General features: G+C 61.1%; 17 protein-coding genes and 1 pseudogene. 5 read left to right on the forward strand and 13 right to left on the reverse strand.

The annotated features are described in order from the left end of the window. The first annotated feature begins 2 nt into the window (after positions 1–2). Positions 3–2,213, forward strand: a complete 2,211-nt coding sequence (locus tag NKJ67_RS19220) for a xanthine dehydrogenase family protein molybdopterin-binding subunit (protein ID WP_352582425.1) — start codon at positions 3–5, stop codon at positions 2,211–2,213. A 1,139-nt stretch (positions 2,214–3,352) separates the two neighbouring features. Next, positions 3,353–5,416 carry a carbamoyltransferase family protein gene (locus tag NKJ67_RS19225; RefSeq protein WP_352582458.1) on the forward strand — a complete coding sequence of 688 codons (2,064 nt, stop codon included), beginning with the start codon at positions 3,353–3,355 and terminating at the stop codon, positions 5,414–5,416. A 115-nt stretch (positions 5,417–5,531) separates the two neighbouring features. Here the strand turns inward: NKJ67_RS19225 and NKJ67_RS19230 are convergent. The 3 genes and pseudogenes from NKJ67_RS19230 to NKJ67_RS19240 all read right to left on the reverse strand — a co-directional run. After that, positions 5,532–6,194, reverse strand: a pseudogene (locus NKJ67_RS19230) (transposase); the annotation flags it as partial. Between the two features lie 798 nt (positions 6,195–6,992). Then, complete coding sequence (locus NKJ67_RS19235; protein ID WP_023783766.1) at positions 6,993–7,631, reverse strand: FMN-binding negative transcriptional regulator; 639 nt, start codon at positions 7,629–7,631, stop codon at positions 6,993–6,995. 48 nt (positions 7,632–7,679) lie between these two features. Continuing rightward, positions 7,680–8,324, reverse strand: a complete 645-nt coding sequence (locus NKJ67_RS19240; protein WP_352582427.1) for a helix-turn-helix domain-containing protein — start codon at positions 8,322–8,324, stop codon at positions 7,680–7,682. An 89-nt stretch (positions 8,325–8,413) separates the two neighbouring features. Between NKJ67_RS19240 and NKJ67_RS19245 the strand changes: the two genes are divergently transcribed. Together NKJ67_RS19245 and NKJ67_RS19250 are read left to right on the forward strand one after the other, a co-directional pair. Further along, the gene (locus tag NKJ67_RS19245) at positions 8,414–9,559 is read left to right on the forward strand and encodes a trans-sulfuration enzyme family protein (RefSeq protein WP_023740430.1); all 1,146 of its coding nucleotides are present in this window, start codon (positions 8,414–8,416) and stop codon (positions 9,557–9,559) included. Positions 9,560–10,104: 545 nt separating this feature from the next. Next, positions 10,105–11,751 (forward strand): MFS transporter, encoded by a 1,647-nt coding sequence (locus NKJ67_RS19250; protein WP_023809301.1) that lies wholly within the window; start codon positions 10,105–10,107, stop codon positions 11,749–11,751. Positions 11,752–12,504: 753 nt separating this feature from the next. On the opposite strand, the gene rlxS is transcribed toward NKJ67_RS19250, so the two are convergent. The 9 genes from rlxS to NKJ67_RS19295 all read right to left on the reverse strand — a co-directional run bounded on the left by rlxS (position 12,505) and on the right by NKJ67_RS19295 (position 19,472). Continuing rightward, positions 12,505–14,475, reverse strand: coding sequence for a relaxase/mobilization nuclease RlxS (gene rlxS / locus NKJ67_RS19255; protein ID WP_352582430.1), 1,971 nt, complete (start codon positions 14,473–14,475; stop codon positions 12,505–12,507). 187 nt (positions 14,476–14,662) lie between these two features. Next, positions 14,663–15,349, reverse strand: coding sequence for a lytic transglycosylase domain-containing protein (locus NKJ67_RS19260; RefSeq protein ID WP_352546069.1), 687 nt, complete (start codon positions 15,347–15,349; stop codon positions 14,663–14,665). Further along, positions 15,337–15,885: a S26 family signal peptidase gene (locus tag NKJ67_RS19265; RefSeq protein ID WP_352582432.1), complete on the reverse strand. Its 549-nt coding sequence runs from the start codon at positions 15,883–15,885 to the stop codon at positions 15,337–15,339. Before NKJ67_RS19265 ends, NKJ67_RS19260 begins: the two co-directional genes overlap by 13 nt. Beyond that, positions 15,882–16,151 carry a helix-turn-helix transcriptional regulator gene (locus NKJ67_RS19270; RefSeq protein WP_023735797.1) on the reverse strand — a complete coding sequence of 90 codons (270 nt, stop codon included), beginning with the start codon at positions 16,149–16,151 and terminating at the stop codon, positions 15,882–15,884. Before NKJ67_RS19270 ends, NKJ67_RS19265 begins: the two co-directional genes overlap by 4 nt. A gap of 169 nt (positions 16,152–16,320) precedes the next feature. After that, on the reverse strand, positions 16,321–16,644 hold the full coding sequence (locus NKJ67_RS19275) for a DUF736 domain-containing protein (protein WP_023762782.1): 324 nt from the start codon (positions 16,642–16,644) through the stop codon (positions 16,321–16,323). 461 nt (positions 16,645–17,105) lie between these two features. Next, the gene (locus NKJ67_RS19280) at positions 17,106–17,390 is read right to left on the reverse strand and encodes a hypothetical protein (RefSeq protein WP_352582434.1); all 285 of its coding nucleotides are present in this window, start codon (positions 17,388–17,390) and stop codon (positions 17,106–17,108) included. Between the two features lie 157 nt (positions 17,391–17,547). Then, positions 17,548–17,742, reverse strand: coding sequence for a hypothetical protein (locus NKJ67_RS19285; RefSeq protein WP_155930546.1), 195 nt, complete (start codon positions 17,740–17,742; stop codon positions 17,548–17,550). After that, entirely contained in the window at positions 17,739–18,701 is a 963-nt protein-coding gene (locus NKJ67_RS19290) for an ArdC family protein (RefSeq protein WP_023766617.1), read from the reverse strand. Before NKJ67_RS19290 ends, NKJ67_RS19285 begins: the two co-directional genes overlap by 4 nt. 537 nt (positions 18,702–19,238) lie before the next feature. Beyond that, positions 19,239–19,472, reverse strand: a complete 234-nt coding sequence (locus NKJ67_RS19295; RefSeq protein WP_023735803.1) for a helix-turn-helix domain-containing protein — start codon at positions 19,470–19,472, stop codon at positions 19,239–19,241. Positions 19,473–19,576: 104 nt separating this feature from the next. On the opposite strand from NKJ67_RS19295, the gene NKJ67_RS19300 reads away from it, so the two are divergent. After that, positions 19,577–19,858, forward strand: a complete 282-nt coding sequence (locus NKJ67_RS19300) for a DNA -binding domain-containing protein (RefSeq protein ID WP_081731037.1) — start codon at positions 19,577–19,579, stop codon at positions 19,856–19,858. Between the two features lie 94 nt (positions 19,859–19,952). Here NKJ67_RS19300 and NKJ67_RS19305 read toward each other — a convergent pair whose 3' ends face one another. After that, entirely contained in the window at positions 19,953–21,863 is a 1,911-nt protein-coding gene (locus NKJ67_RS19305; protein ID WP_023694859.1) for a putative bifunctional diguanylate cyclase/phosphodiesterase, read from the reverse strand. Between the last annotated feature and the right edge of the window lie 64 nt (positions 21,864–21,927).

Below are 21,927 nucleotides of genomic sequence, written 5' to 3' on the forward strand. Positions count from 1 at the left end.
GCATGTCGCAGTTTCTCTCGAAGCATACTGCCGTGCGGCCCACGCGCCGCTGGTTCCTCGTCGGCGCGGGCGTCACCACCGGCGGCCTCGCAGTGGGCTACCGGCCAGTGCTGGCCGCGCCCGACATCGCACAAACGACCCCTGCAAAGGTTCAGGCGAACCCCTTCCAGACCTATGTCGAGATCACAAAGGAGAACCGAATCATCATCCACTCCTCGCAGTTCGAGATGGGACAAGGCTCCTATTTCGGCATCGCCACCCTGGTTATGGAAGAGCTCGACGGCGACTGGGCGCAGGTGGACGTGGTCGGCGGATATGGCAATACCGCGTTCTACGGCAATCTCGCCTGGGGCGGGGCCGCACAGGCAACTGGTGGCTCCACGTCGATGGGCTCGTCGTGGGAACGCTACCGCAAGGCGGGTGCTGCCGCACGGGCCTTGCTGGTGGCGGCCGCGGCGCAGCGGTGGGACGTGCCAGCCGGCGAGATCAAAGTCGCTTCCGGGGTCGTGTCGCACGCCTCAGGGATGCAGGCGCGCTACGGTGACCTGGCTGAAGCCGCAGCGGGAATGCCGGTTCCCGACGACGTGCCGCTAAAGCCGCGCGACAAGTGGGCCCAGATCGGATCGGACAGCCTCAAGCGCTACGATTCCGCCGGCAAGACCAACGGCGCGCAGACCTACACGATCGACCTCATGATGGAGGGACTCCAGACGGCCGTTATGATCCATCCGCCGAAGTTCGGCGCCGAGATCGAGAGCTTCGACGCAACCAAGGCCAAGGCACTCGACGGCATTGTCGATGTCGTCCAGACGCCGCGAGGCATTGCCGTGGTTGGCAGGGACACCTGGACGGCGCTGAAGGGCCGCGACCTCGTGGAGGTGACCTGGAACGAGGAGAAGGCCGAAGAGCGCGGCACGGCCGAGATCATGGCCGAATACAACAAGGCAGCAGACGATCTGGGCGCGGCCACCGCGCGCGACGACGGTAACACTCCCGCAGCGTTCGCCAGTGCTGAGAAAATCATCGAGGGGCACTACGAATTCCCCTATCTTGTCCATGCTTCGATCGAGCCACTCAACGCGGCCGCCCGAATCAACGAAGACGGCACCATCGACGTCTGGGGCGGACACCAGATGCCCGACCTTTATCAGGCGGCTGCCGCTCAGGTAGGCGGCACCACGCCGGACAAGGTGAGGCTGCACGTGATGAAGACCGGCGGCAGTTTCGGCCGCCGCGCGGTCTTGGATGCAGATGTCATTATCGAAGCTGTTTCCACAGCGCGTGCACTGGGACGCGGCAAGCCAGTGAAGGTGCAGTGGACCCGCGAGAATGACATGCGGGGTGGGCGGTACCGGCCGGCCTATGTGCACGCAGTCAAGGCGGGGCTCGACAAGAAAGGCAATGTCGTCGCTCTCCATGACCACATCGTGGGCCAATCGGTCTTGGGCGGTTCGACCTCTGCGGCGATGATCAAGAACGGCATCGATCCAACCTCCGTAGAGGGCGCCACCAACCTGCCCTATGCGATCCCGAACCTGAAGGTCGAGCTGACCACCACGGACGTGAATATCCCGGTGCTGTGGTGGCGTTCGGTAGGCTCCACCCACACCGCTTACGCGGTGGAAACCCTGATCGATGAGCTCGCCGCCGCTGCGAACCGTGATCCGGTCGACTTCCGCTTGTCAATGCTCGGTCACCATCCACGGCATGCCGCCGTGCTTAAAGTGGCTGCTGAGAAGGCAGGCTGGGACAAGCCTCTGCCGGAAGGCCGTTTCCGCGGCGTGGCCCTGCATGAAAGCCTCTCGACCTATGTCGCCGATGTGGTGGAGATCACCCTCAACGATGAAAATGGTTTCAAGGTCGACCGCGTCGTCTGCGCGGTAGATTGCGGCACCGCGATAAATCCTGACCAGATTCGCGCTCAGATGGAGGGCGGTATCGGCTTCGGGCTAGGCGCGATCCTCCAGGAGGAGCTGACCCTGAATGGCGGTGTCGTAGACCAAGAGAACTACGATACCTATACACCGCTCAGGATCGAGCAGATGCCGCGAGTCGAGGTGCACATTGTGCCGTCCGAGGAGCCGCCCACGGGAGTTGGTGAGCCAGGTGTGCCGCCGATCGGCCCGGCCGTCGCCAACGCGCTACGGGCGGCGACGGGCAAGACTATCCGCAAGCTGCCGATTATAAAGAACATGTCAGGAATGACACCATGAAACAGCCGCGATGAAGATCGCGCCCTTTTCGAACGCCTCCTGACAGGCGCTCATTTCCATGGGTCAAATTCCGGCGGCTGCCCGCTCCAATATCCGGTTTGGAGACGGCACCCCGTGTTCTGAACGACCACAGACGGGCCTTGGCGCCGGTTCCACTGAAGAACCGCTTTCGAGACGCAAATGCGTCCACTCCATGAAGAGCACAACCGTATAGCACCAGGAAGGCTAGCTACCTCCATCGCTTCGGAGACCCAGGAACCCTCAGAAAACCGAACCTCCCGAGCTCAGAGGCGCTCGTGATCACAATCGCGCTGGTGCGTGGATCATTGTTCAAGGGTTTGTCAATAGGCAGGCGAGATGGCCGATCGACATGATCTTCGCCCGATGCCCTACAAACACAATGCCAGCCGCTGTCACGGAGTCGCGAAGACGAAGGCAATGAGGGTCGACGCCGATACTCATCGTTTGGTTGACAGAGCGCTTGGAATGCCATGCGCTTCACATCGGAGTAGCCATCCGGGAAGCCTGAAGCGCTTTGAAAACGCATGTGCTGCGGCTGTTATTCATAGCGTGGATGACTTTGATCAAAACAATCGATTTCATCACTCTTCCGGAATCGTGCATGGACAAAAAAGAGCCTCACGCACCAATCACACGCTGCTCTATCGCGTGACGAAAGCTGCCTTAGGAATAATCCAAAGGAGAAAATCTTCGATGCGCCCTGACGTGCAGTGGAGGTCGTGCCGAGAAAGTGAGTTGCAACTGGCCGACAATGTCGGGCGGTGCGACCATGGTCGCTTCGGAGAATGAAATCGGGCCAGTTCACGGGGGCGGTACTGTTATTCGTCGACGGCCGCCCTTCCCAAGACAGGCGGCATCGCAAGTTGGTTCTGCCGATGAAAACGACATCGCCGGATACATGTCAGCAGCCGCTCAGGATTGGATGATCCAGCCAAGCTCTCGGCGTGATGGCACTGTAGGCGGCACAGTCGAAGCATCTCATTGATCCTTTATGAGGCTTTCTTCGATGCCGCTGATGCCTGACGGGCGGTCGCAGCTGCAGGCGACAACACGGCCTATTTAGTTGGAAACAGTCGAGGTAAGCCAATTTGGCTTCCCGTTACTATTTGGAGAAAGAAATGCTGTGCCTAGGAATCAGCGGCGGACTTGACCAAGTCCATGAAAACCGATTCGAGCGTCAGAACGCCTTTATGCACGATGGCGCCGCGGTGCTCGTCCGAGACGGAAAGGTGATAGCCGCCGTAGAAGAGGAACGCCTCAATCGAATCAAGCACTCGAACAAGCTGCCAAGTGGTTCGATTCAATACTGTCTCTCGACGGCCGGGGTTCAGCTCAGCGACATTGATCGTGTCGCGGTCTACGCCAGCGAGCCCTATGCCAACGCCATGCTTGAAGGTATGTCCGCTTCCCAACCGGACATTCTCTCCACTCCGTTGGATGCTAAAATGTTGGTGCAGAACCTGTTAGCGCGTGAGTTCGGCACTAAGTTGGACAGTTCGCGTATTTCATTCGTAGGTCATCATCAGGCGCACGCCGTGAGCGCCTTTGCAATGTCGGGCTTCGAACAAAGTCTCATTCTAGCGATTGATGGCTGTGGTGATTTCCTGTCGGGCCTTGTGGCGGTAGGGTCTGGCACAGAAATTACGCAAATCGAGGCTTTCCCGGAGGACAATTCTCTTGGGCTGTTTTATCTCGAGACGATCCGCTGTCTCGGCTACGGCATGTTCGACGAGTATAAGGTAATGGGACTCGCGCCCTATGGCGACCCCGCTCCCTATCGCGAGCTCTTCGAGCAGTTCTACGAGCTCTCCGCCAACGGTGGCTACCGTGTTCACCTCGACCGCATCGGTCCGGCGTTGCTCCGCAACATCGAGATCAGGCGAAAGGGAATGCCTTTCACCCAGCAGCATCGAGATGTGAGTGCGTCACTGCAGGAAGCGCTTGAGCGGATCGTGTTCCACATTCTCCGGCACCACCGTGAGGCCACCGGCATGAAGCGGTTGTGTCTGGCGGGAGGGGTAGCCCACAACTGCACGATGAACGGCAAGCTGCTGTATTCAGGGCTTTTCGAAGACATCTTCGTGCAACCCGCGTCTCACGACGCTGGCTGCGCATTGGGAGCTGCGCTGATAGTCTCTAACGAGATGGGCCGCCCCGCGCCGCGTGAGCGACTGCAGGAGGTCTATTGGGGTCCTGATCTCGGGAGCGACCGCGCCGTGGAACAGGAACTGAACGCATGGTCCGGACATCTCGAGGTTGAACGCTCTTATGACGTAGCGAGCAGTGCAGCCCACTGGATCACCAACGGCGCCGTGATCGGCTGGGTGCAGGGTCGTTCGGAGTTTGGGCCACGTGCGCTGGGCAACCGCAGCATTCTTGCCGACCCTCGGCCCGCTGCAAACAAGGACCGGATCAATGCCATGGTCAAGAAGCGCGAAGGCTATAGGCCTTTCGCACCATCTGTGCTGGAAGAGGATGCGAGCGAATTTTTCGACCTCCCGGACGGTAAACACGAATTTCCATTCATGAATTTCGTCGTTCGCGTGCGTGACTCAAAGCGCGCCTTGTTGGGTGCCATTACGCACGTCGACGGTACGGCTCGGCTGCAAACAGTATCGCGCGATGCCAACCCCGCTTACTGGGAGGTCATCAATGCGTTCAAGAAGCGGACAGGCACTCCAATTCTGCTCAATACGTCCTTTAACAACAATGCTGAACCGATCGTGGATACGGTTGCAGACGCGATTGCCACATTTTTGACGACAGAGCTGGATGGACTTGTGGTCGGGCCCTTCCTGGTAAAAAAACGGGCTGCAACGCTGCAGGATTGGACTGCGCTTTCGATTTCATTGCCTCCCTCAGTCTCCCTCCATCAAACCCGTGCTTACACAGCGCGAGATCATCAGGAGACTGTCTGCGAGATTATTCCGAACCACTCCAGCATTGACAGTGTGCGAATTTCAAACGACCTGTTTAATCTGCTGATGCGGATTGAGGGCGAAGCCGTGTTAAGCGATCACCTCAATATAATTGCGCCGGATCAAGCTGAGCATGAAGCTCTGATGGAGGACCTGCGAAGACTGTGGGAGCAGCGCCTGGTTCGGCTGCATCCCTCACAAGCTGCTCGGATGGATCATGGGTCCGATCAAACGCCGGACCAGCCTAATAGGCTATCAATGTGATAGAGATGCCGCTCAAGCTCGGCCAATCAATAGTGTTCATCGACCCCGCCTGCGAGCTCACCGCTGTGATTAGGGGGGTCGAGGTCGCCCTGGTCAGTATGCTTAGGAATGCTAGGGTCTGGCCTCGATATTGAGCGGACTTCTGTGTCGAGAGGTCCAGCCCGCAGAACTTTAGAAACTGGCGATGATGACCTAAGCGGCGAAGATCGCCGGCTTCGGCAATGACGGTCAATGCCTTGATCGGTCCGATGCCCGGGATTTGTCGCAGGAGCTGGTAATCCTGGCTGTGCCGCAGCAGATCGTCGGCCTGTGCTTCGATCTCATTGCGGTGCCGGATCAGGCTGCGTGCTTCGTCAATGACCATCCGGAACATGCGAATGGCAGGCGCATCAAGTGGCAGTGGCAGTCCGATCGATGGGCGCGCCGTCTCGAAAATGTCCATCAGAATCTGTGTCTTGCTGACCTTGCGGCCGACGGCATCCCAAGCTGCTGCCACAAACTCCTCCTTCGTCAGCGCCGTGATGCTTGCTGGGGTCGGAAAGGCATGGAGGAAGGCAAAGAACCGATCGCTGCGGCTGTTCCCCCGGAAGCGATCGATCTCGGGAAAATACAGCGGCTGGTAGTGTGTCAGCATGCGGTGCTGGATCTCGGTCTTGGCCCTGGCGATCGCTTCATGTGTCTTCGACAGTTCATGCACTTCGTTGATGCCGGCTCGCAGCGGATCATGGTAGACCTGCGTCGCCTGTATCCTGAGCATGTGTAGGATCACCTGGGCATCGATCTTCTTGCCGAATATGACGCCGAAGGCCTTAAGAAGCCCAGGCATCTGTTCGCTGACGAGAAGGTCACGTGCCGACAGCAGCACCCGCACGACACAGGTGCCGTGGCTCTTGATGCGAACCTGCTTAAACCATCCGGTCCGTCCGATCTGAGCAAGGCCCGCCGCTCGTGGCGGCCCGATTTGTCCGGCATCATCGAGAGGGCGGCGCTTGACACGATCGGAAGTCCGCGCTTCCTTAACTCGTTCCAGAGCCAGATCGCAAGCGGTCACGGCTCCATGCCGATCCGCTCCGTCTCCGCAGCTCCACAGTCCCGCCCGCATCTCCCAGTCGCGCCCGGGTAGCCATTGCGCTGCAAGGCGGGTCTGATCGCTACGGCGGCGCCGCCACCATCTCCATCAGTCGGTTCGGCGACAAAGCCAATCATCTCCCGTAAGAGAAGTGCTTTCGGGCAAGTTCCGCAGGTTCAAGGAGATCGTTGACGGGGCCGCACTTGGAGCTGCGTCGAGCGCATGGTCGAGCTTGCCGCCCAAGGTACGTGGCTTCGAAACGCGTGCGATTGCGCCTCATAAACCGCTGCGCGGCTGGTCGCGGACATACGAGGGGGCGCAGGCGCCTGAAACGAACCCGTCGGTCACGACGGAGCAATCCTGCCGCCTGACCAGGCGCGTGGAAAAGTATCACAACGGTGACCACAGCGTCGCTTCAGGCCGTCAAAAGCTATTGCCGTGCGTCAAGGCGGGCTAGGTGACCCGTCGGAAGCCGGCACCAGCGGCTTTGTCGGGACAAGACACATGCTATTGGGATTTGGCCGCCGCAGCCGCGAGCATCGCTTCTCCCATCGCAATGGCCCCTTGGGCACGCAGCATTTCACCAGGGTTCTGAATGTCGCGCAAGTCTTTGTTCTGGCTGAGTTTTGATTTTCCAACCAGGCCGGTGATCTCGATCTCCAGGGCGACGATTGCCTTAACCATCGTGTCGATGAAGTCCTTCGGCGCGTCGCCCATCTTCCACGGGGCAGGCTGCGAGGCTTCTTGCATATGAGTGAGCTTCGCCACGTTACGGCGTACATATCGCTCATCATCCCGGACAGTGATGCGTCCGTGGGCGTGGACGACGAGATAGTTCCACGTCGGCACCTGCTTGTGGAGTTCGTGCTTGCTTGGATACCAGTTCGGCGAGATGTAAGCGTCGGCCGCACGGAAGATTACGAGAACCTCATCGCCATTGGCGACTTCCTCCCAGACTGGGTTCTTGCGAGCGACATGGCAATTGAGAACGCCCTTGTCTCCCTTCGAGCGGTCAAGCTCGAAGGGGAGGTGGTTCGCGTCCAGTGTGCCTTTGCTTTGGGTGACGAGGATACCAAGCGGGTGTTTCTCGATAAGCTCGAACAGGGCGTTCTGATCAGGGACGGCAAAATGAGGCGGAACGTACAACGGTTTATCTCCTGTCGCGAATGGCGGTTGCTAGTAATCGGCGGAGCCTTACGGAACGGGCTCCTGAATCTTCGCTGCCGTCGACGAGTGCCCCGGATCTCGGTGTCCACCACGCTCAAGCACCGCCATCGAGAAATGGGCGGGCACATCAGATGCCGCCGCGTATGAGTGCGGTTGGTCAGTGACAAGCCGCGCACTCTCGCCTTCGCTTAAAATTACCACATGGGCACCTACCACAACGCTCAGGGCACCCTGACTGACCGAGATCAGCTCGCGCGTATCCAGACTATGAGCGTCCGCGGAAAACACGTCGCCCGGCATCATGACCCAGCTCCACAGTTCGAACATCGTGCGTCCCGAGGTCGACGAATGCAGTTGTGCAGAGCTTCCCTTGGCGCTCGTCCAAAGCCTCCTGGTCTCTGTCCGCTCGATGGGAAGGCACACCGTGGAAAGGTGCTCGTTCAACAAATCGGCCACGGAGAGCGAAAACGCCGCCGCCAATCGGCAAAGTATGCCGATACTGGGGTTCGCCCTACCCTGCTCCAGCGCGACCACGGTTCCCTTGGACAGGCCGCTTAGTTTAGCCAGTCGATCCAGGGTCAGGTTTTGGTCACGCCTCAAGTCTCGGATTCGGGCCGCTATCGCTTTGCCAAGCACCTGCTCGGAATCCATCGCTGTCGTAAGATCGGTCATTATATTGACTTAGGACCTCGGCTCACCTATTGCGGTCAGTATAATGACCGGGGCGAAATTGCAACTGCCCGTTAGGAAGGAAATAACCGATGCGTTTTGAGACGAAGGCGATCCACTGCGGCCGAGGGGTCGACGCGTCCACGGGGGCCGTATCCATGCCGCTGCACACCAGCACGACGTTCGAACGCGGTGTCAACGGGTCATTTCCGTCCGGCTTCGAATACACAAGGGATGGAAATCCTACACGCAATGCGTTCGAGGCGGCCATGGCGACGCTTGAGGGAGGGGAAGACGGCATCGCCTTCGCTTCGGGCATGGCCGCGATCGCTGCAGTTTTCGAGAGCCATCCGTCGGCGGGTCGGATCGTTCTGCCGGATGACATGTATTTCGGCATTCGTTCGCTGATCGAAGAGACCGACATTGGGTCTCGTTTCGACTTTGCCCCAGTCGACATGCGCGATTTGGACGCTTTGCGCGCCGCGGTGACATCGAAGCGGACTGGCCTCGTCTGGATCGAGACGCCGTCAAACCCGATGATCCGCGTTGTCGATATTGCGGCCATCTGCGCAATCGCGCACGAGGCAAACGCCTTGGCGGTGGTGGACAATACGTGGGCCACCCCAGTGCTTCAACTGCCACTCGAAATCGGGGCAGACGCGGTGATGCACTCGGCGACAAAGTACATTGGCGGCCACTCGGATTTGATGGCCGGTGTCGTCATTGTCCCAAATGCGTCACCCCTCGGTCGCCCATTGCGGATGGTCCAGAAACACAAGGGCAGCGTCGCAGCGCCCTTCGACTGTTGGCTGGCGTTGCGGGGCCTGCAGACATTGCCGGTCCGCATGCGCGCCCATTGCGAAGGCGCCCAGAAAGTGGCCGAGGCCCTGGCGTCTCATCCGCGCGTCGAAAAAGTGCTCTTTCCTGGTCTGCAAACTGATCCGGGACACGATCTTGCTACGCGGCAAATGAGCCATTACGGAGCGATGCTATCCTTCATCGTCGAGGGCGGAGCCGATGCTGCAATGGCCGTGGCCGGCCGCCTGAAGATTGTTGTCCGGGCGACAAGCCTTGGCGGGACGCATTCTCTGATTGAGCATCGCGCATCCGTTGAAGGTGCGAAGTCCAAAGCGCCAGGCGGATTGCTGCGAATTTCTGTAGGGCTTGAACATCCTCAGGACATTATCGATGACCTGATGCAGGCCCTAGGCGAAACCTGCAAAGCGGGAGTGCAATGACGGGTGCAAGAACTCTGGCGCCGCTTTATGTGGCGGCTGGCGCAGCCGACGATCGGCAGAACAATGTTCCTGCTGAGTAGAACGCACGTCCTCTGGTGAACCGCTACCGCCGTGTCGCATCGACTCGGGCGTGTGGTCGCATGGGTGATGAACGTCTTCGGGTTTCTGGACGATGGCCACGCGCCCGACCGGAAGCGGAAATACCCAGATTTGCCGTTGACCTCCTGCTGCTCGACCTCGTCGGAGATCGCGGTCAACAGATGGGATGGATGTGCTGGCACTACGGCAGTTTGACAAGCCGGCCATCGGGGCGCTAGCACCGTCCAAAGCCAAGAGTCGCAGGGCAGAACTGACCGCACCAAGCGGGCTGCGGGACCCATCAGCTAACGGCCAGGTTGGTACCTCAACGCGCATCAGCACCGTGGATGCCACATCGTCCTTGTTGCGAGCGCGATCTCGGAACTTCGTTGTGACGCAGTCAGTGCACAGAGCGCACCCTGTAAGCAAATGAGCGGAAGAACGACACCCAGTGGAGGTGAGAAGTGATGCGGCGTCAAGATCCTCCGCGCTTTGCGGCAAACACACTGATCCCTCTTCACAACCCGGTCTTTCGTTCTATCTGGACAGCCACGCAGATATCCAGCCTTGGCTGGCTGGTGCAGAGCGTGGCTATAAGCTGGCTCATGGCCACGATTTCAGCCTCCGATCTGATGGTTGCGCTCGTACAGGCTGCATCGACACTGCCCGCGTTCTTCTTGTCGATCCTTGCTGGAGCCATTGCAGACAGCTTCAGCCGCCGTGGCGTGATGCTTGCCGGACACTGCCTGATCGCACTGGCATCCACGGCGCTGGCACTCTCTGTGGGACTGGGCTTTGCTAGTCCATGGCTGATCCTGGGACTGAGTTTCTTGGCCGGATGCGGCTTTGCTTTGAACGATCCAGCCTGGCACGCCTCGGTCGGCGATATCCTGGAAAAGCGCGACATACCCGCTGCAGTGACGCTGATGTCGGTGGGGTACAACGTGGTTCGGAGCATAGGACCGGCGCTGGGCGGTGTAATCTTAGCTTTGCTGGGCCCCCTTACGGCTTTCGCCCTCGCTGCGCTAAGTGACCTGGTCCCGTTGAGCGCTGTTTTGCGCTCACAGTGGCAAGTTCGCTCTTCGCCTCTTCCGCGCGAGCGGATGACTACGGCCATTCATGATGGCATGCGATTCACGGCGATATCCTCAGAGATCAGAGTGGCGATCGTGCGTGCAACCCTGTTCGGGCTATCAAGCATCTCGATCCTTGCTTTGCTCCCCCTCCTGGTTCGCGACCAGCTGGCGGGAGGGCCAATTGTGTACGGCGTGCTATTGGCCGGCTTCGGCACAGGCGCCTTCATCGCCGGCATTGGCAGCAGCTACTTGAGACGCATCACGTCCCAGAACCGATTGATCACGCTCGCGTCCGTTGCTTGCGCAACGTGCTGCCTTTTGATGGCCCTCACATCGTCGGTGGCTGTGGCGGCGATCGCGCTTGCAATCGGTGGCGCTGGCTGGGTTGTCACCTGGACCGGAACCGACGTGTGTGTGCAGTTGGCAAGCCCAAGGTGGGTCGTTGGTCGCACCCTGTCCATCTATTACGCCCTGACCTACGGCGGCATGGCAGCGGGTAGCTGGATCTGGGGTGCTGTCGCGCAGTACTATTCGCTGACGTGGGCTTTGGAAGGTGCTGCAGCGGCACTGTTGCTGGTCGCGGCTGTGGGAAAGCTATTGCCGGTGCGGCTATGGGAGGAATCGGATCAAGCGGCCGTCGACTTCAGGCCACCAGAACTGGCCCTCCCTTTGAAGCCCAGGAGCGGTCCGATAGTGATTAAGATGGAGTACTCGATACTCGAGGAGAGTATCGATGAATTTCTGAGCTGCATGCGCGAAAGGCGGCGCGTTCAGAGCCGCGCCGGTGCGCGGGACTGGACCCTCCAGCGCGACCTTCAGAAGTCGACGCTTTGGACCGAGACATTCCGCACGCCGACATGGACGGACTATCTTCGTCTAAACCATCGACTAACGGTGAATGACAGGGACATAGGCGAGCGCCTTGCCGCTCTGCACATGGGTGATTCTCCGCCTCGCATCTCACTTTCAATCGAGCGGTCGACAAGCCCCGCCCCCGGCAGCCAAGTCCAGCCTGTGCCTTTTGTATCGCGCCCGTGAGAAAACCAAGACTTGTCTGGGCTTGGACACGGAACGAGCTACTCCTTAATTTGTTGAGCCTGCCCGGATTGCAAATCGTTCCGGCCGGTTAGGCGAGCATGAGGATTCGCGTGGCAATTATGTCCATCACGGGTCCCATGTTCAGCCCGAGACCCCCCTCTCTGCCGCCAGATCGGCTTGAGCACGGATTCAGGTCGCCTGTCCTTTGCATAGCGGCGGGCAACGAATAGCAAGGGGGCGGAGGGTATCCCCGTCTGCGAAGCGGGCAGAGGAGGAATCCGCAAAGCGGGTTGCTGGGGAGACGGGCCGCGCGCCTCTTTCCGCCTAGTTTTCTCCGTTACAAAGTCCCCCGGGACGGACTGCCAGTTCACGCCAGGGCCAACAGCATGGTTGCTCGCACGGGCGACCGCCGCGTCTGCCGGTCCTGCGAGTAGAATAAGATCGGGAAGTGCGCTTCATCCTCGATGCCAGAGCTCGCGTCGCCGTACCGCGGCCGCCAGAGCCCCTTGCGCTGTCACGAGTCAGCCCACCTTTCTAGCTGGCAGCCATCGGGAGCCGATCCGCAGCACCTGTCGGCGCGCCTTCCGTGTCAACGCAGAACATGATGCATATTCCCAGCGCTTTTTGACAGAGCGAACTACAAAATGCAGAACACAGACTCTCCGCCAAATGAATGCTGCGAGCAAGCAGCAGGCGGAGGAACTCCGTCTGCTGAGTATGTGTTTCAACGCGGACAAATAAATTATAGCCAGTTCACGAAACGCCGGGCCCGCTCCTCTGGCGTCCGATCGTCCAGGAAATCCCCTCGGCGCGCACCACGCCAGACACCTCCTTGCCGATATGATGCTCAAGCACCGGCCGCCAAGGGACCAGCGTGAACTCGCGCGATTTCTCGATGACACCGTATTTTCCGCCGGCGAGCTCGACGCAGCAGCGCAGCGTACCGTCTATTCGATTGCCATGCTGCGCTTCAGAATACGAGAGCCCGAGTTCGTCCGAGAGCTGACTGGCAACACGGTTCAGCTCTCGTTGGCGCAGCATCGAAAGCATGTTGGCGCGATAGATGACCCGATCCTGCGCATCATGGGCAAGACCTTGCGCGATCAGCCACTGCTGTCGGCGGGCCTGGACCTGACGTACTTCGCGACCGAAGCCAGAGTCGCGCAAGGACTCAGGGTGGGCTGATACCAGCTCCTGGTCGATCCAGGTGGCGCCGTCGAAGCCTACTTGGCTCTCCAGCGGCATTGATGAGAGCTTGTCGACGTAAACAGGCTGGGCCCTCGCTCGCTGGCGCTCGTAATCCGCGACGCGGTTGAGATGGTCGGGCGCGACTGTCCATGTGCCGTCCGGCTCGCGCTCGACGCCACCAGTCGCACGGCGGATCGCCTCCAGTCGCCGCACGTGCGTTTCGGCAAAGCGTTCGGTGGCCGAGGGGTCATGCTTGAGATGGATATCGATGCTGTAGCGCCCGTCGTTGACCGTGGCGATGCCGGCAATTGTGCGGTCGACTTTTCTTGGCCCGGTGTCCCTCGGCCTGACCCGCACTATGCAGCCCTCTGGTGTCGGTTGGGTGGCCTCGCCTTTGCCGATATCAAAATAGTGGCTTTTGCCGTCCACGCCGTCGACGACGAGGTAATGGCGGTCAGTGATTTCGTCGGCCAGCCCGCGCCCGACGACACGTCCGACCACGGTTTGAGCCGACCCGTCGCATCGATCGTGGATAAGATGGTCGGCGGCACTGCGGACGAGCCCCTTGCCGGTCAGCTCGCGATGGATGGTCTTGACGATGTCGCCGCGCGCGCCGATGCGGCGTAGCGTGGCTTCGAGCTCATCCTCCAAGCGCCAGCGCCCGGCAGGCATCTCCTCGGCGAGGCCCAACCGCTCGAGCTTGCGCAGGCGGCCCTGGTGCAGCGTCTGGCGAAAGGTGTCTCGGCTGGCCGGTGAGACACACCCCTCATCGTCGCGCATGCGCATCAGCTGCCGGTCGATGCTGGTGAAGCGTTCCTGATCCATCTCCTGGCGCAAGCGCTGCTCGATCTCGCGGTCGGTGCGCGGGCCAAGGTCGAGGCTAACCAGTTCGGCTGCGCGCTCGCGCAAGCCAGAGGAGATGTAGTCCCGCGCTATGACGAGGTTTTCGCCGTGATCATCCCTGCCGCGCACGATGATGTGGGTGTGAGGATGGCCGGTGTTGAAATGGTCGACGGCCACCCAGTCTAGCCTGGTGCCGAGGTCTTCTTCCATTTGCGCCATGAGGCGCCGGGTGAGCGGCTTCAGGTCATCATACTCGATACCGTCTTCAGGGGCGACGATGAAGCGGAACTGATGACGGTCACCGTTCGCGCGATCGAGAAAGGCCCTGCCGTCCGCGCGGTCATTGTCGGCAGCGTAGAGCTCGCCACGCTCGCCTTCCCGGGTGACGCCGTCGCGCTGGAGGTAGCGGAGGTGCGCACGAGCGCCGTCGACTCCCTTGCCGGCCAGCTTGACGATGCGTGCCTTGACGACTGCGCGTCGCTGCCGAAACGCCGCGTGGCGGTCGCGCGGTGTAAGAACTGCGGCAGCAGCCCCGCCGCGCCCCACCCGGCTTCCGATGAAGCGGCTGCCGCGTCCGCTCCTGCCGCCTGCTCGGTTGACCGCGGCCTGCACCTGGCCAGCGTAGCGTTTGCCCGCCTTCGAGCCGCGCGACCCAATTTTGCCGAGCTTCGGCGTGAATTCGTCATCCTGCATGCGGCCTCCGATGAACGAGCAGCAATTTCAGAGGCTTGCGCGCCAGACCCTCCTGGACCCGGGGGCAACCTCCTGGGAAAACGATGTGCAGACAAACACTTGGCCGCCTCCAGGAGGCGCTGCCTTTATCTTGCCTTCCGCGCACCTGCCCCCCTGGCCCCCGCCCGGACCACGGTAGCCGCTGCCCTCACCTGCGATCCGGCCGGCCTGATCTTGCTCGCTCCGATCCGAGCGGCACCAGGAGTTGGCCATTCGGGCCGGTCACGGAAACACCGTTTCGGAGAAAAAACAGCGACTGCCCGGACGGGATTCCCGGCGCGCTTTTGGAACGGGATTTGCCGGTGAGCGCGTCCATATCGGCGGCCGAAATGCCCGCCGCCTTGATCTCTTCCAGATACGAAACCGTCTCGCTGGGCAGCGGTCGCCCGCGCTGCAAATGCTGCTCGTAGCGCTCCGGCCCGGCGTTATAGGCTGCAAACAGGCCTGGAAATCCGAAGCGGTCATACATGGCGCGCAGATAGGCAGTGCCTGCCAGAATGTTGTCGCGAGGGTCGTGCGGGACGGCTCCCAGGCCAAGCTCTGCGCGCAACTCCTCGTAGGTGGCTGGCATCACCTGCATGAGGCCAATGGCGCCGGCGCTCGACGTGACCGGCCGCCCATTGAGCGTCGTCTGCCCCCGGCTTTCGGCATCCATGACGGCATAAATCCAGGTCTGTGGAATGCTGAAACGCCGGCTTGCTTCGGCTACGAAGGGCTGCCATCTTGCAAGCTGCGGACTATAGGAGATGACGACCGGCTTCGTGTTGGTCGCGGCGGAACAGGAGCATGGTGCGAGACACGCCATGCTCAGCATAAGGAGGGTCACTCGGTCCATAGCGGCACGAGCCTCCCGATGATGTTTTCGGTCGGCACCGGCCCGAAATAGCGGCTGTCGAACGAGCGATCTTTATCGCTGCCGAGCAGGAAAACCTCGTCGGCGGCGAGTTTTCGGCATGCATTCCACCAAGGCAGCGGACGGTGCTGCGTGTCGGTTGCAAGCCGGCGCGCGGCTATCTCGCCGCCGATGATGATGGCGTCGCTAAAGGTGCAGACATGCTCGCCGGGCAGCGCCGCAAGGCGCTTGACCAGCGGCACGTTGCTGGGCAGATAGAAGCGTTCGGCGGCGAGATCGGCGACCGGTCTTGGTGGGCGGACGAGTACGAGATCACCAAGAGCGGGCGATCCAGATGCGGCGCGATAGAGGCCCACCGGCGCACTCGCCGAGGCGTTCCAGACCAGCCAGGGCGATGGTTTGCCGAAGGCGGCGAAGCCAATCAGGCCAAGGCCGATTGTGGCAACGACGATCGTCTTGCGGGCTCGAATGCGCCGCAGCTGGCTGCCGATCAGACGGATGGTGGGACGCCGGCTCATGAGCGGCCTCCCTCACCGGCCGAGCCGGATTCGTGCGCGCCATCCTCGGGCGCGGTCTCCTGCGCGTGCCCCTTCGACCAGTCGTCGAGTTCGTCGATGTGATAGCGGACATAGCGGCCGTGCTTGCGGAATTGTGGGCCACCGCCTTTGAGGCGCATCTTCTCCAGCGTGCGCTGGGACAGCCCGATATAGAAGGCCGCCTGCGCGGTGTTGAGAAACGGACTGCCCTTCTTGGCGCGGGCTGCGCGTTCGTTTTCGTCGTCCATGATGATCCTCGGTTCGTTACGGGCAAGCGAGGCGAGGATCGGCGAGCGAGATCGTTTTGGGGACGGGCGAAGAGTGGGGGGCGAGTTTTCGCCGCCCCTTCGGCGGCCTCACGGGTCCTGAGAGAGGCCCTGCGCCGGTTGGCGGCGCAGGGCTTTGCGGGTCGGCCGGTCAGTCGACCGGGTTCCAGATGATGGCGTAAGTGTCGTCGTCATCCTGGCCGGCGGCGCGGCCCAGATTGGCGTAGAGCTTTCGCGGGCCAAACTCGGGGGCCGCAATCGACAGGCTCACATAGTCCTTGCCGGAGGTCTCGCCGGTGCGGATCCAGGCTGCACCCACTTCGACCCCTTGCGTCAGCACCCGGAAGTCGGGATGGGTGTCGGCGCTCTTTGCCTGATTGGGCACGATGTCGATGTCGGCGCGGACGCTGAGCGTCTTGAGCTGGCCCTTGTAGCCGCCGTTTTCCTGTTTGGTGACGTATCCGATTGCGGTCATTTTCAGTCTCCTCTTGGTGCTCGCAGGGGACCATTCCCCTGCGATGGCGGACCGTGATGGGCGCGTCCGGACCGCCGGAACCGGCACGGCCGCAGCGATAGCGGAGGACCCGAGCGGGGAGTTTTTTTGAAGCGAAGCGGCGCGAGGAAGCCGCCGCAGGCGGCGGGGAAAAAAGCTGCCGGCGAGGGTTTCGGGCGGGCCGGATCCGCCCATAGGTCGTCAAGCCAGGCGCAGGGGAATGGTCCCTGAGACACAATGGAGACAGGTTGCGCGATCGGGGGCACAATAAGCAGGCGGCAATATGCGGGGGGCCGGCGGCGCGGGCTCTCTCGGCAATCGGATTGGCAATTGGACCCACGCGCCTAGCGCCTCAGCAAGCAATCCGGGGCGGTGCGGGCTGCCGAAATGGGGGCGAATTGGCGTTGGAATTTATCGCACGCGGCACTGGCTCGGCAAGACGATCAATCGGAGCCGGCGCGGCCCGGAGCGGCGCGCGCGTCCTTAGCGGCAGTACTCGAGAAAACGCCGCTCGGGCCCTGATCGACTATTCGCCACGAACAGCGACTGCTTCCTTGCGCACAGATCGGCGAATAGGAAGGCCTCGCGGCTGGGTAGCTTTCGGCCGGGAATTTCACCCAGCGCGGCAGCCAGGCCTCAAGCTGAGGCGGCTTCTCGATGTTCTTGCCGCCGATCTCGGTGAGCATCGAATCGGCGATTTCCTCGTCGCGCAAGCGATCGAAAGGCATCGTCCGGTTGCCACCATATGCCCACGACGCGCACGAGATTATCGTCGCCGAGCGCCCACCTTGCGCGCGAACATGCCGGCGGCAGCAAGGGGTCGCGATTGCCGCTGGCCACCACCGGGCAGGCCAATAGCTTGTGCCGCATTTGCCGAATGCGGCGTCAGCCTTGCAGCCGGCAAGGATGGCAGTCACCGTCTCGTTGGCTGCGCGCTGCGACCCGGGGCGCACCTTGGCGATGCAGATCGGCATAGTTCTGCATCGGGGCGGGTGAGTCCCGGGCGCCGTCGGGAATGGGCATCTCCTCGCTATCCGGCGTCGGCTCGGTCGTGGCCAGTTGAGCATCGGGCATCGTCATGCCGCAGTCCCTTCTTGCGCCTCGCCTTCCGCATCGGCCTGAAGGCCAAGCAGGAAATCGGCGGCCTTCGAAGCGAGGCTGGCGGCACGGAAAATGGCGCGGTTGTCCTCGCGCAGCACCTTCAGCCATGAGCCGATGTAATCGGCGTGACGCACGGTCGGCTCGATGCCGAGATTGCTGCAGACGAAGGCGGCAGTGATTTCGGCGACCAATTCTTCACGCGCGTAAGCCTTGGAGCCGAAGGAGCCGGAGAGGTCGCGAGCAAGCCGCGTCGGGTGGCCGGTCCAGTGGCCAAGCTCGTGAAAGCAGGTCCGGTAATAGTCGATCTGCTGATGGAACGCCGGCTGCGGCGGCACCTGAATGTGGTCGCTGCCCGGCATGTAGAAAGCGCGATCGCCGCCGACCCTGAAATCCGCACCACTGGCGCGAATCAGCGTTTCGGCCTGCGGCGCGATCTCGCACTGAGGCAGCGGCTCGGCGGGGGCATGGAGGTGTTCCGGAAGATTGTCGCACTGCGCGACATTAAAGACGGTAAAGCGCTTCAGAAAAGGCACGGCCTGTGGTGCATCGCCCTCGTGGCGTGCGCGCTCCTTCTCGTCCTTGGGGACAAAGCGGTCGGCATGCACGATGGTCGTGCCGCGCTCGCCTTTCCTGACATTGCCGCCCAGGGCAAGCGCCTGCCGGAAGGTCAGCCAATTCTGGCTGGGATAGCTGCGCTCGATGACGGCGCCCCACAGGATGAGGATATTGATGCCGGAATAGCTGCGCCCCGTGGACGCATTCCTCGGCAGGCCGAGGCCTGCTTTTGCGCTGCCCCATGGCTTGACCCATGGCACGGTACCGCGCTCCAGCTCGGCAATGATGCGGTCGGTGATCTCCTGATAGAGGCTGGCGCCCGGGCGCCTGCCCTTGCCTGCGCCAGCCTCTCCGCTGGTGGTACGCTTGCTGTTTGCACGCATGTGTTATCCTCCGCTCACCAATCGCCGCGCCTTTCCCCGGAAGCGGGGTGGGCGGCGAGTCGCGACCGGAAGGGCCCGCCCAGTAGGCGGACCGCATCCGAAGGACCGGAACGAAGAGGAGGACCCTGAGCGGCACGCGAAGGGTTGCGGGCTGCCGCAGCGGGTCTAGAAGGGAGTGCCGCCCCCCCCGCGCCACCGGGAAAGGCCAACAGACAAACCGCGCCGCCCGCAAGGGCGGCGGCCGTCACAGCCCGAAGGGCTGCCCACGCCAAGGGGCGAAGCCGAATGGCCGAGACCGCCTGAGCTTGCCGAAGAAAAGCGGGCTCGGTTCACGAGCACCTGGTGCGCGTCGTCAGGCGCGCGGGCGCGCGCCAAGTTTTTTCGCACATGGTCAGGCGGCGCAGTTACGTCGAGAACCCAAAGGCACCGCCGCCGTGCGCGCGGCTTCCTCCGAAAACCAGCGCTCGCCTTTCAACAAATTGAGGCATTGTCCTAGACAATATTCCTGTCCGGATCATGATAGATGCGGCGCGCCCGCTAGGACCGGAGGCTGGACAGAATCTCGCACGGATCAGCGTCAATGGCCGCAGTTATGTCGAGAAACTCGATGACGTCGAGACGCCGCTCTGCGCCCTCGTACTTGGCCACGAAGGATTGGGGACGACCAAGCTTGTCAGCCAGCTGCTCCTGGGTCAGGCCTTTGGCCTTGCGCAGCGAAACCAGCTGGGCCAGAAACCGCTGGTGGCGGGGCGATCGAAGGGATTTGGGCATGGAGGCGAACCGGTCGGGTAAAGACCGGATCAGCGACTAATCCCGGTTTCGGATTATCCCATTTTGGGATATGCTGCGTGCGCTCACAGGCGAGGTTCGCAGGCATGAATGGACCAATGGGAACAGATGAGACTCGAAGCTCAACTTTGAGCGATGAAGTCCCCTGGTCGGAGAACCTCACGAGCTACGACAGGGAGCATTTCACAATCTACCTGCGGATCCTGGATGCCTGCGCCGACAATGCCAGCGAAAAGGAGATGGCCGAGCGCATTCTCGGCATCGACCCGTCCATTGACCCGGTCCGCGCCCGCAAAGCTCTTCGCAGCCATATCGACCGTGCGAACTGGATGGTGACGACCGGCTACAAGGAACTGTTCGCCGGCTGATGCACAACGCCCACTGCCACGTGTTTCGAGCAGGCAAGTCTCTGTAGCCAAATTCGGCAGCGCACGGCCGCGACGGCCGGCGCGGCGGGAGCGGTCACAACTGGTTCGCGTGCTGTTTGACTGCCACTTCCAGTGCTTGCATCAAAGGCACAGCCTTGGAGAAGAGGAAGCCTTGAGCGGTTCGGCAGCCAAGCTTGTGCAGGGTTTGCCGATCCGCCTCTGTTTCGACGCCCTCGGCCATGACCTCGATCCCGAGCATGTCACCGAGTTCGATGACCGATTTGACAAGCAGTCGGTCCTCTCGGGACTTGGCCAGGCCGCGAATGAAGCCCTGGTCTATTTTCACCTTGCGTATCCGACGGTCCTTGAGAGATGCCAAGGTAGAAAAGCCGGTGCCGAAGTCATCGAGCGCGATGGAAATACCGGCATGTGAAAGCCGTCCGAGCTTTTCATCCACTCTGTCCGGGTCCACCGGCGATTCTTCGGTAATCTCGATTTCGAACATCGTCGCAGGCAGGCCTCTTGCCGCCAGACCATCCAGAACCATGTCGTCGATATCGCCGGCTTCCAGTTCGCGAGGGGAAACATTCATCGCCACACGAATGTCACGACAGTCAGCTTTCACCAAGCCGTCGATAAAAGCACAACAGTCGGCGAATACGGTTTGCGTCAGCAGCTGAAGCATTCCGGTTTCGCGTGCGGCCGTGATGATTTCGGGTGGAGAGATGGCACCATGCGTCGGATGGGACCATCTCAGCAAGGCTTCAAAACCGACCACGGTCTCGGTTTCGAGTTTCACGATCGGCTGGAACCAAGGTTGCAATCTTCCCGTCTTTATCGCCGAATGAAGATCCCGTTCGATCGACTGGCGACGTTGCAGTTCCCTGTCGAGTTCGGCATCGAACAGGCAAAATTCGTTCCTGCCATGGCGCTTGGCCGTATACAGGGCGATATCCGCCCGCAACAACATTTCAGTCAGGCTCGGCGTCTGCGCCAAGTATATCCCTATCGATGCCCCGACCCGAACGGACGCGACCTCGATATAGGGGCGAGCAATTTTGGCTATGATATTGGAGGCGAGATCACTGGCAGAAAGCGAAGCTCTCGTTGAGGGAAAAACCAGCACGAATTCATCGCCGCCGATACGAGCGAGCGTTGAGCCTTCGGGTGCTTCCTGCTCTATGCGGCGGGCGATCATGACAAGCAGTTCATCACCGGTCCTGTGACCGTAGGTGTCGTTGACAGATTTGAAGCCGTCCAGATCAATCAGCATTGCCACGAAGGGGCCATCCGCGGTCTTGAACCGACCGATGGCGTGTTCAAGGCCCCGCCTGTTGAGAAGGGCGGTCAGATGGTCCTCCCTGGAGTTGCGCTCCATTTCCGACGCAAATCGCTCTGCCTCATGTCTCAGGCGGCTTGCTTCGCGGAAGCGCGCCTGCCCAACAAACGAAGCTCGGACCAAGCCGCCCATGAAGAGCAGAACGGTGAAAGCCAGAATGTAGCGTTCAAAATTGCCTTTCGCCAAAAGGCACGCCACCGTGATGAGGAGTGGAGGTGTGATGAAGCTGGTCGCCGCCGCGGCATACGAACTGCCATATGTAACCGCACCAGCTGAAATGCCCGCCAGTATGACCAGATGCATCGGTGCTTGTGGTGTTGTGTATCCAACAGTCAGCACGGCCGGGAAGGACCAGGCAAACCCTGCCAGAAGGGCAAGGACGCCAAACATGCGAAGGCGCGGCAAAACGCCAAGCAAATCCTGATGGCGCCCCGTTTCCTTTAGCTGAAAACGGGCGAGTGCAAGCCGGGCGGCATTTAGCGCATTGACGACCAGGAACCAGCTTGCAGCGGCAAAGCCGCCGCCAGAAAGGGCCTGCACCGCGCAAATCAGGCCTGACAGGATCGCGCTTATCGGCATCGACACGAAGAGCCCGGCCCTCAGGTCAGCAAGCTGATCCTGACGGATTTTGGCCTCCAGCGATTCTTCTTCCTTTAGGGGTGCCATGAATGGACCAGCTTGCTTGCGTCGTTGTTCGCGAGGACCAAACCTATGCAAGCCCACTGAAGGA

The organism is Mesorhizobium sp. M0088 (assembly GCF_040322895.1).
GTDB lineage: Bacteria > Pseudomonadota > Alphaproteobacteria > Rhizobiales > Rhizobiaceae > Mesorhizobium.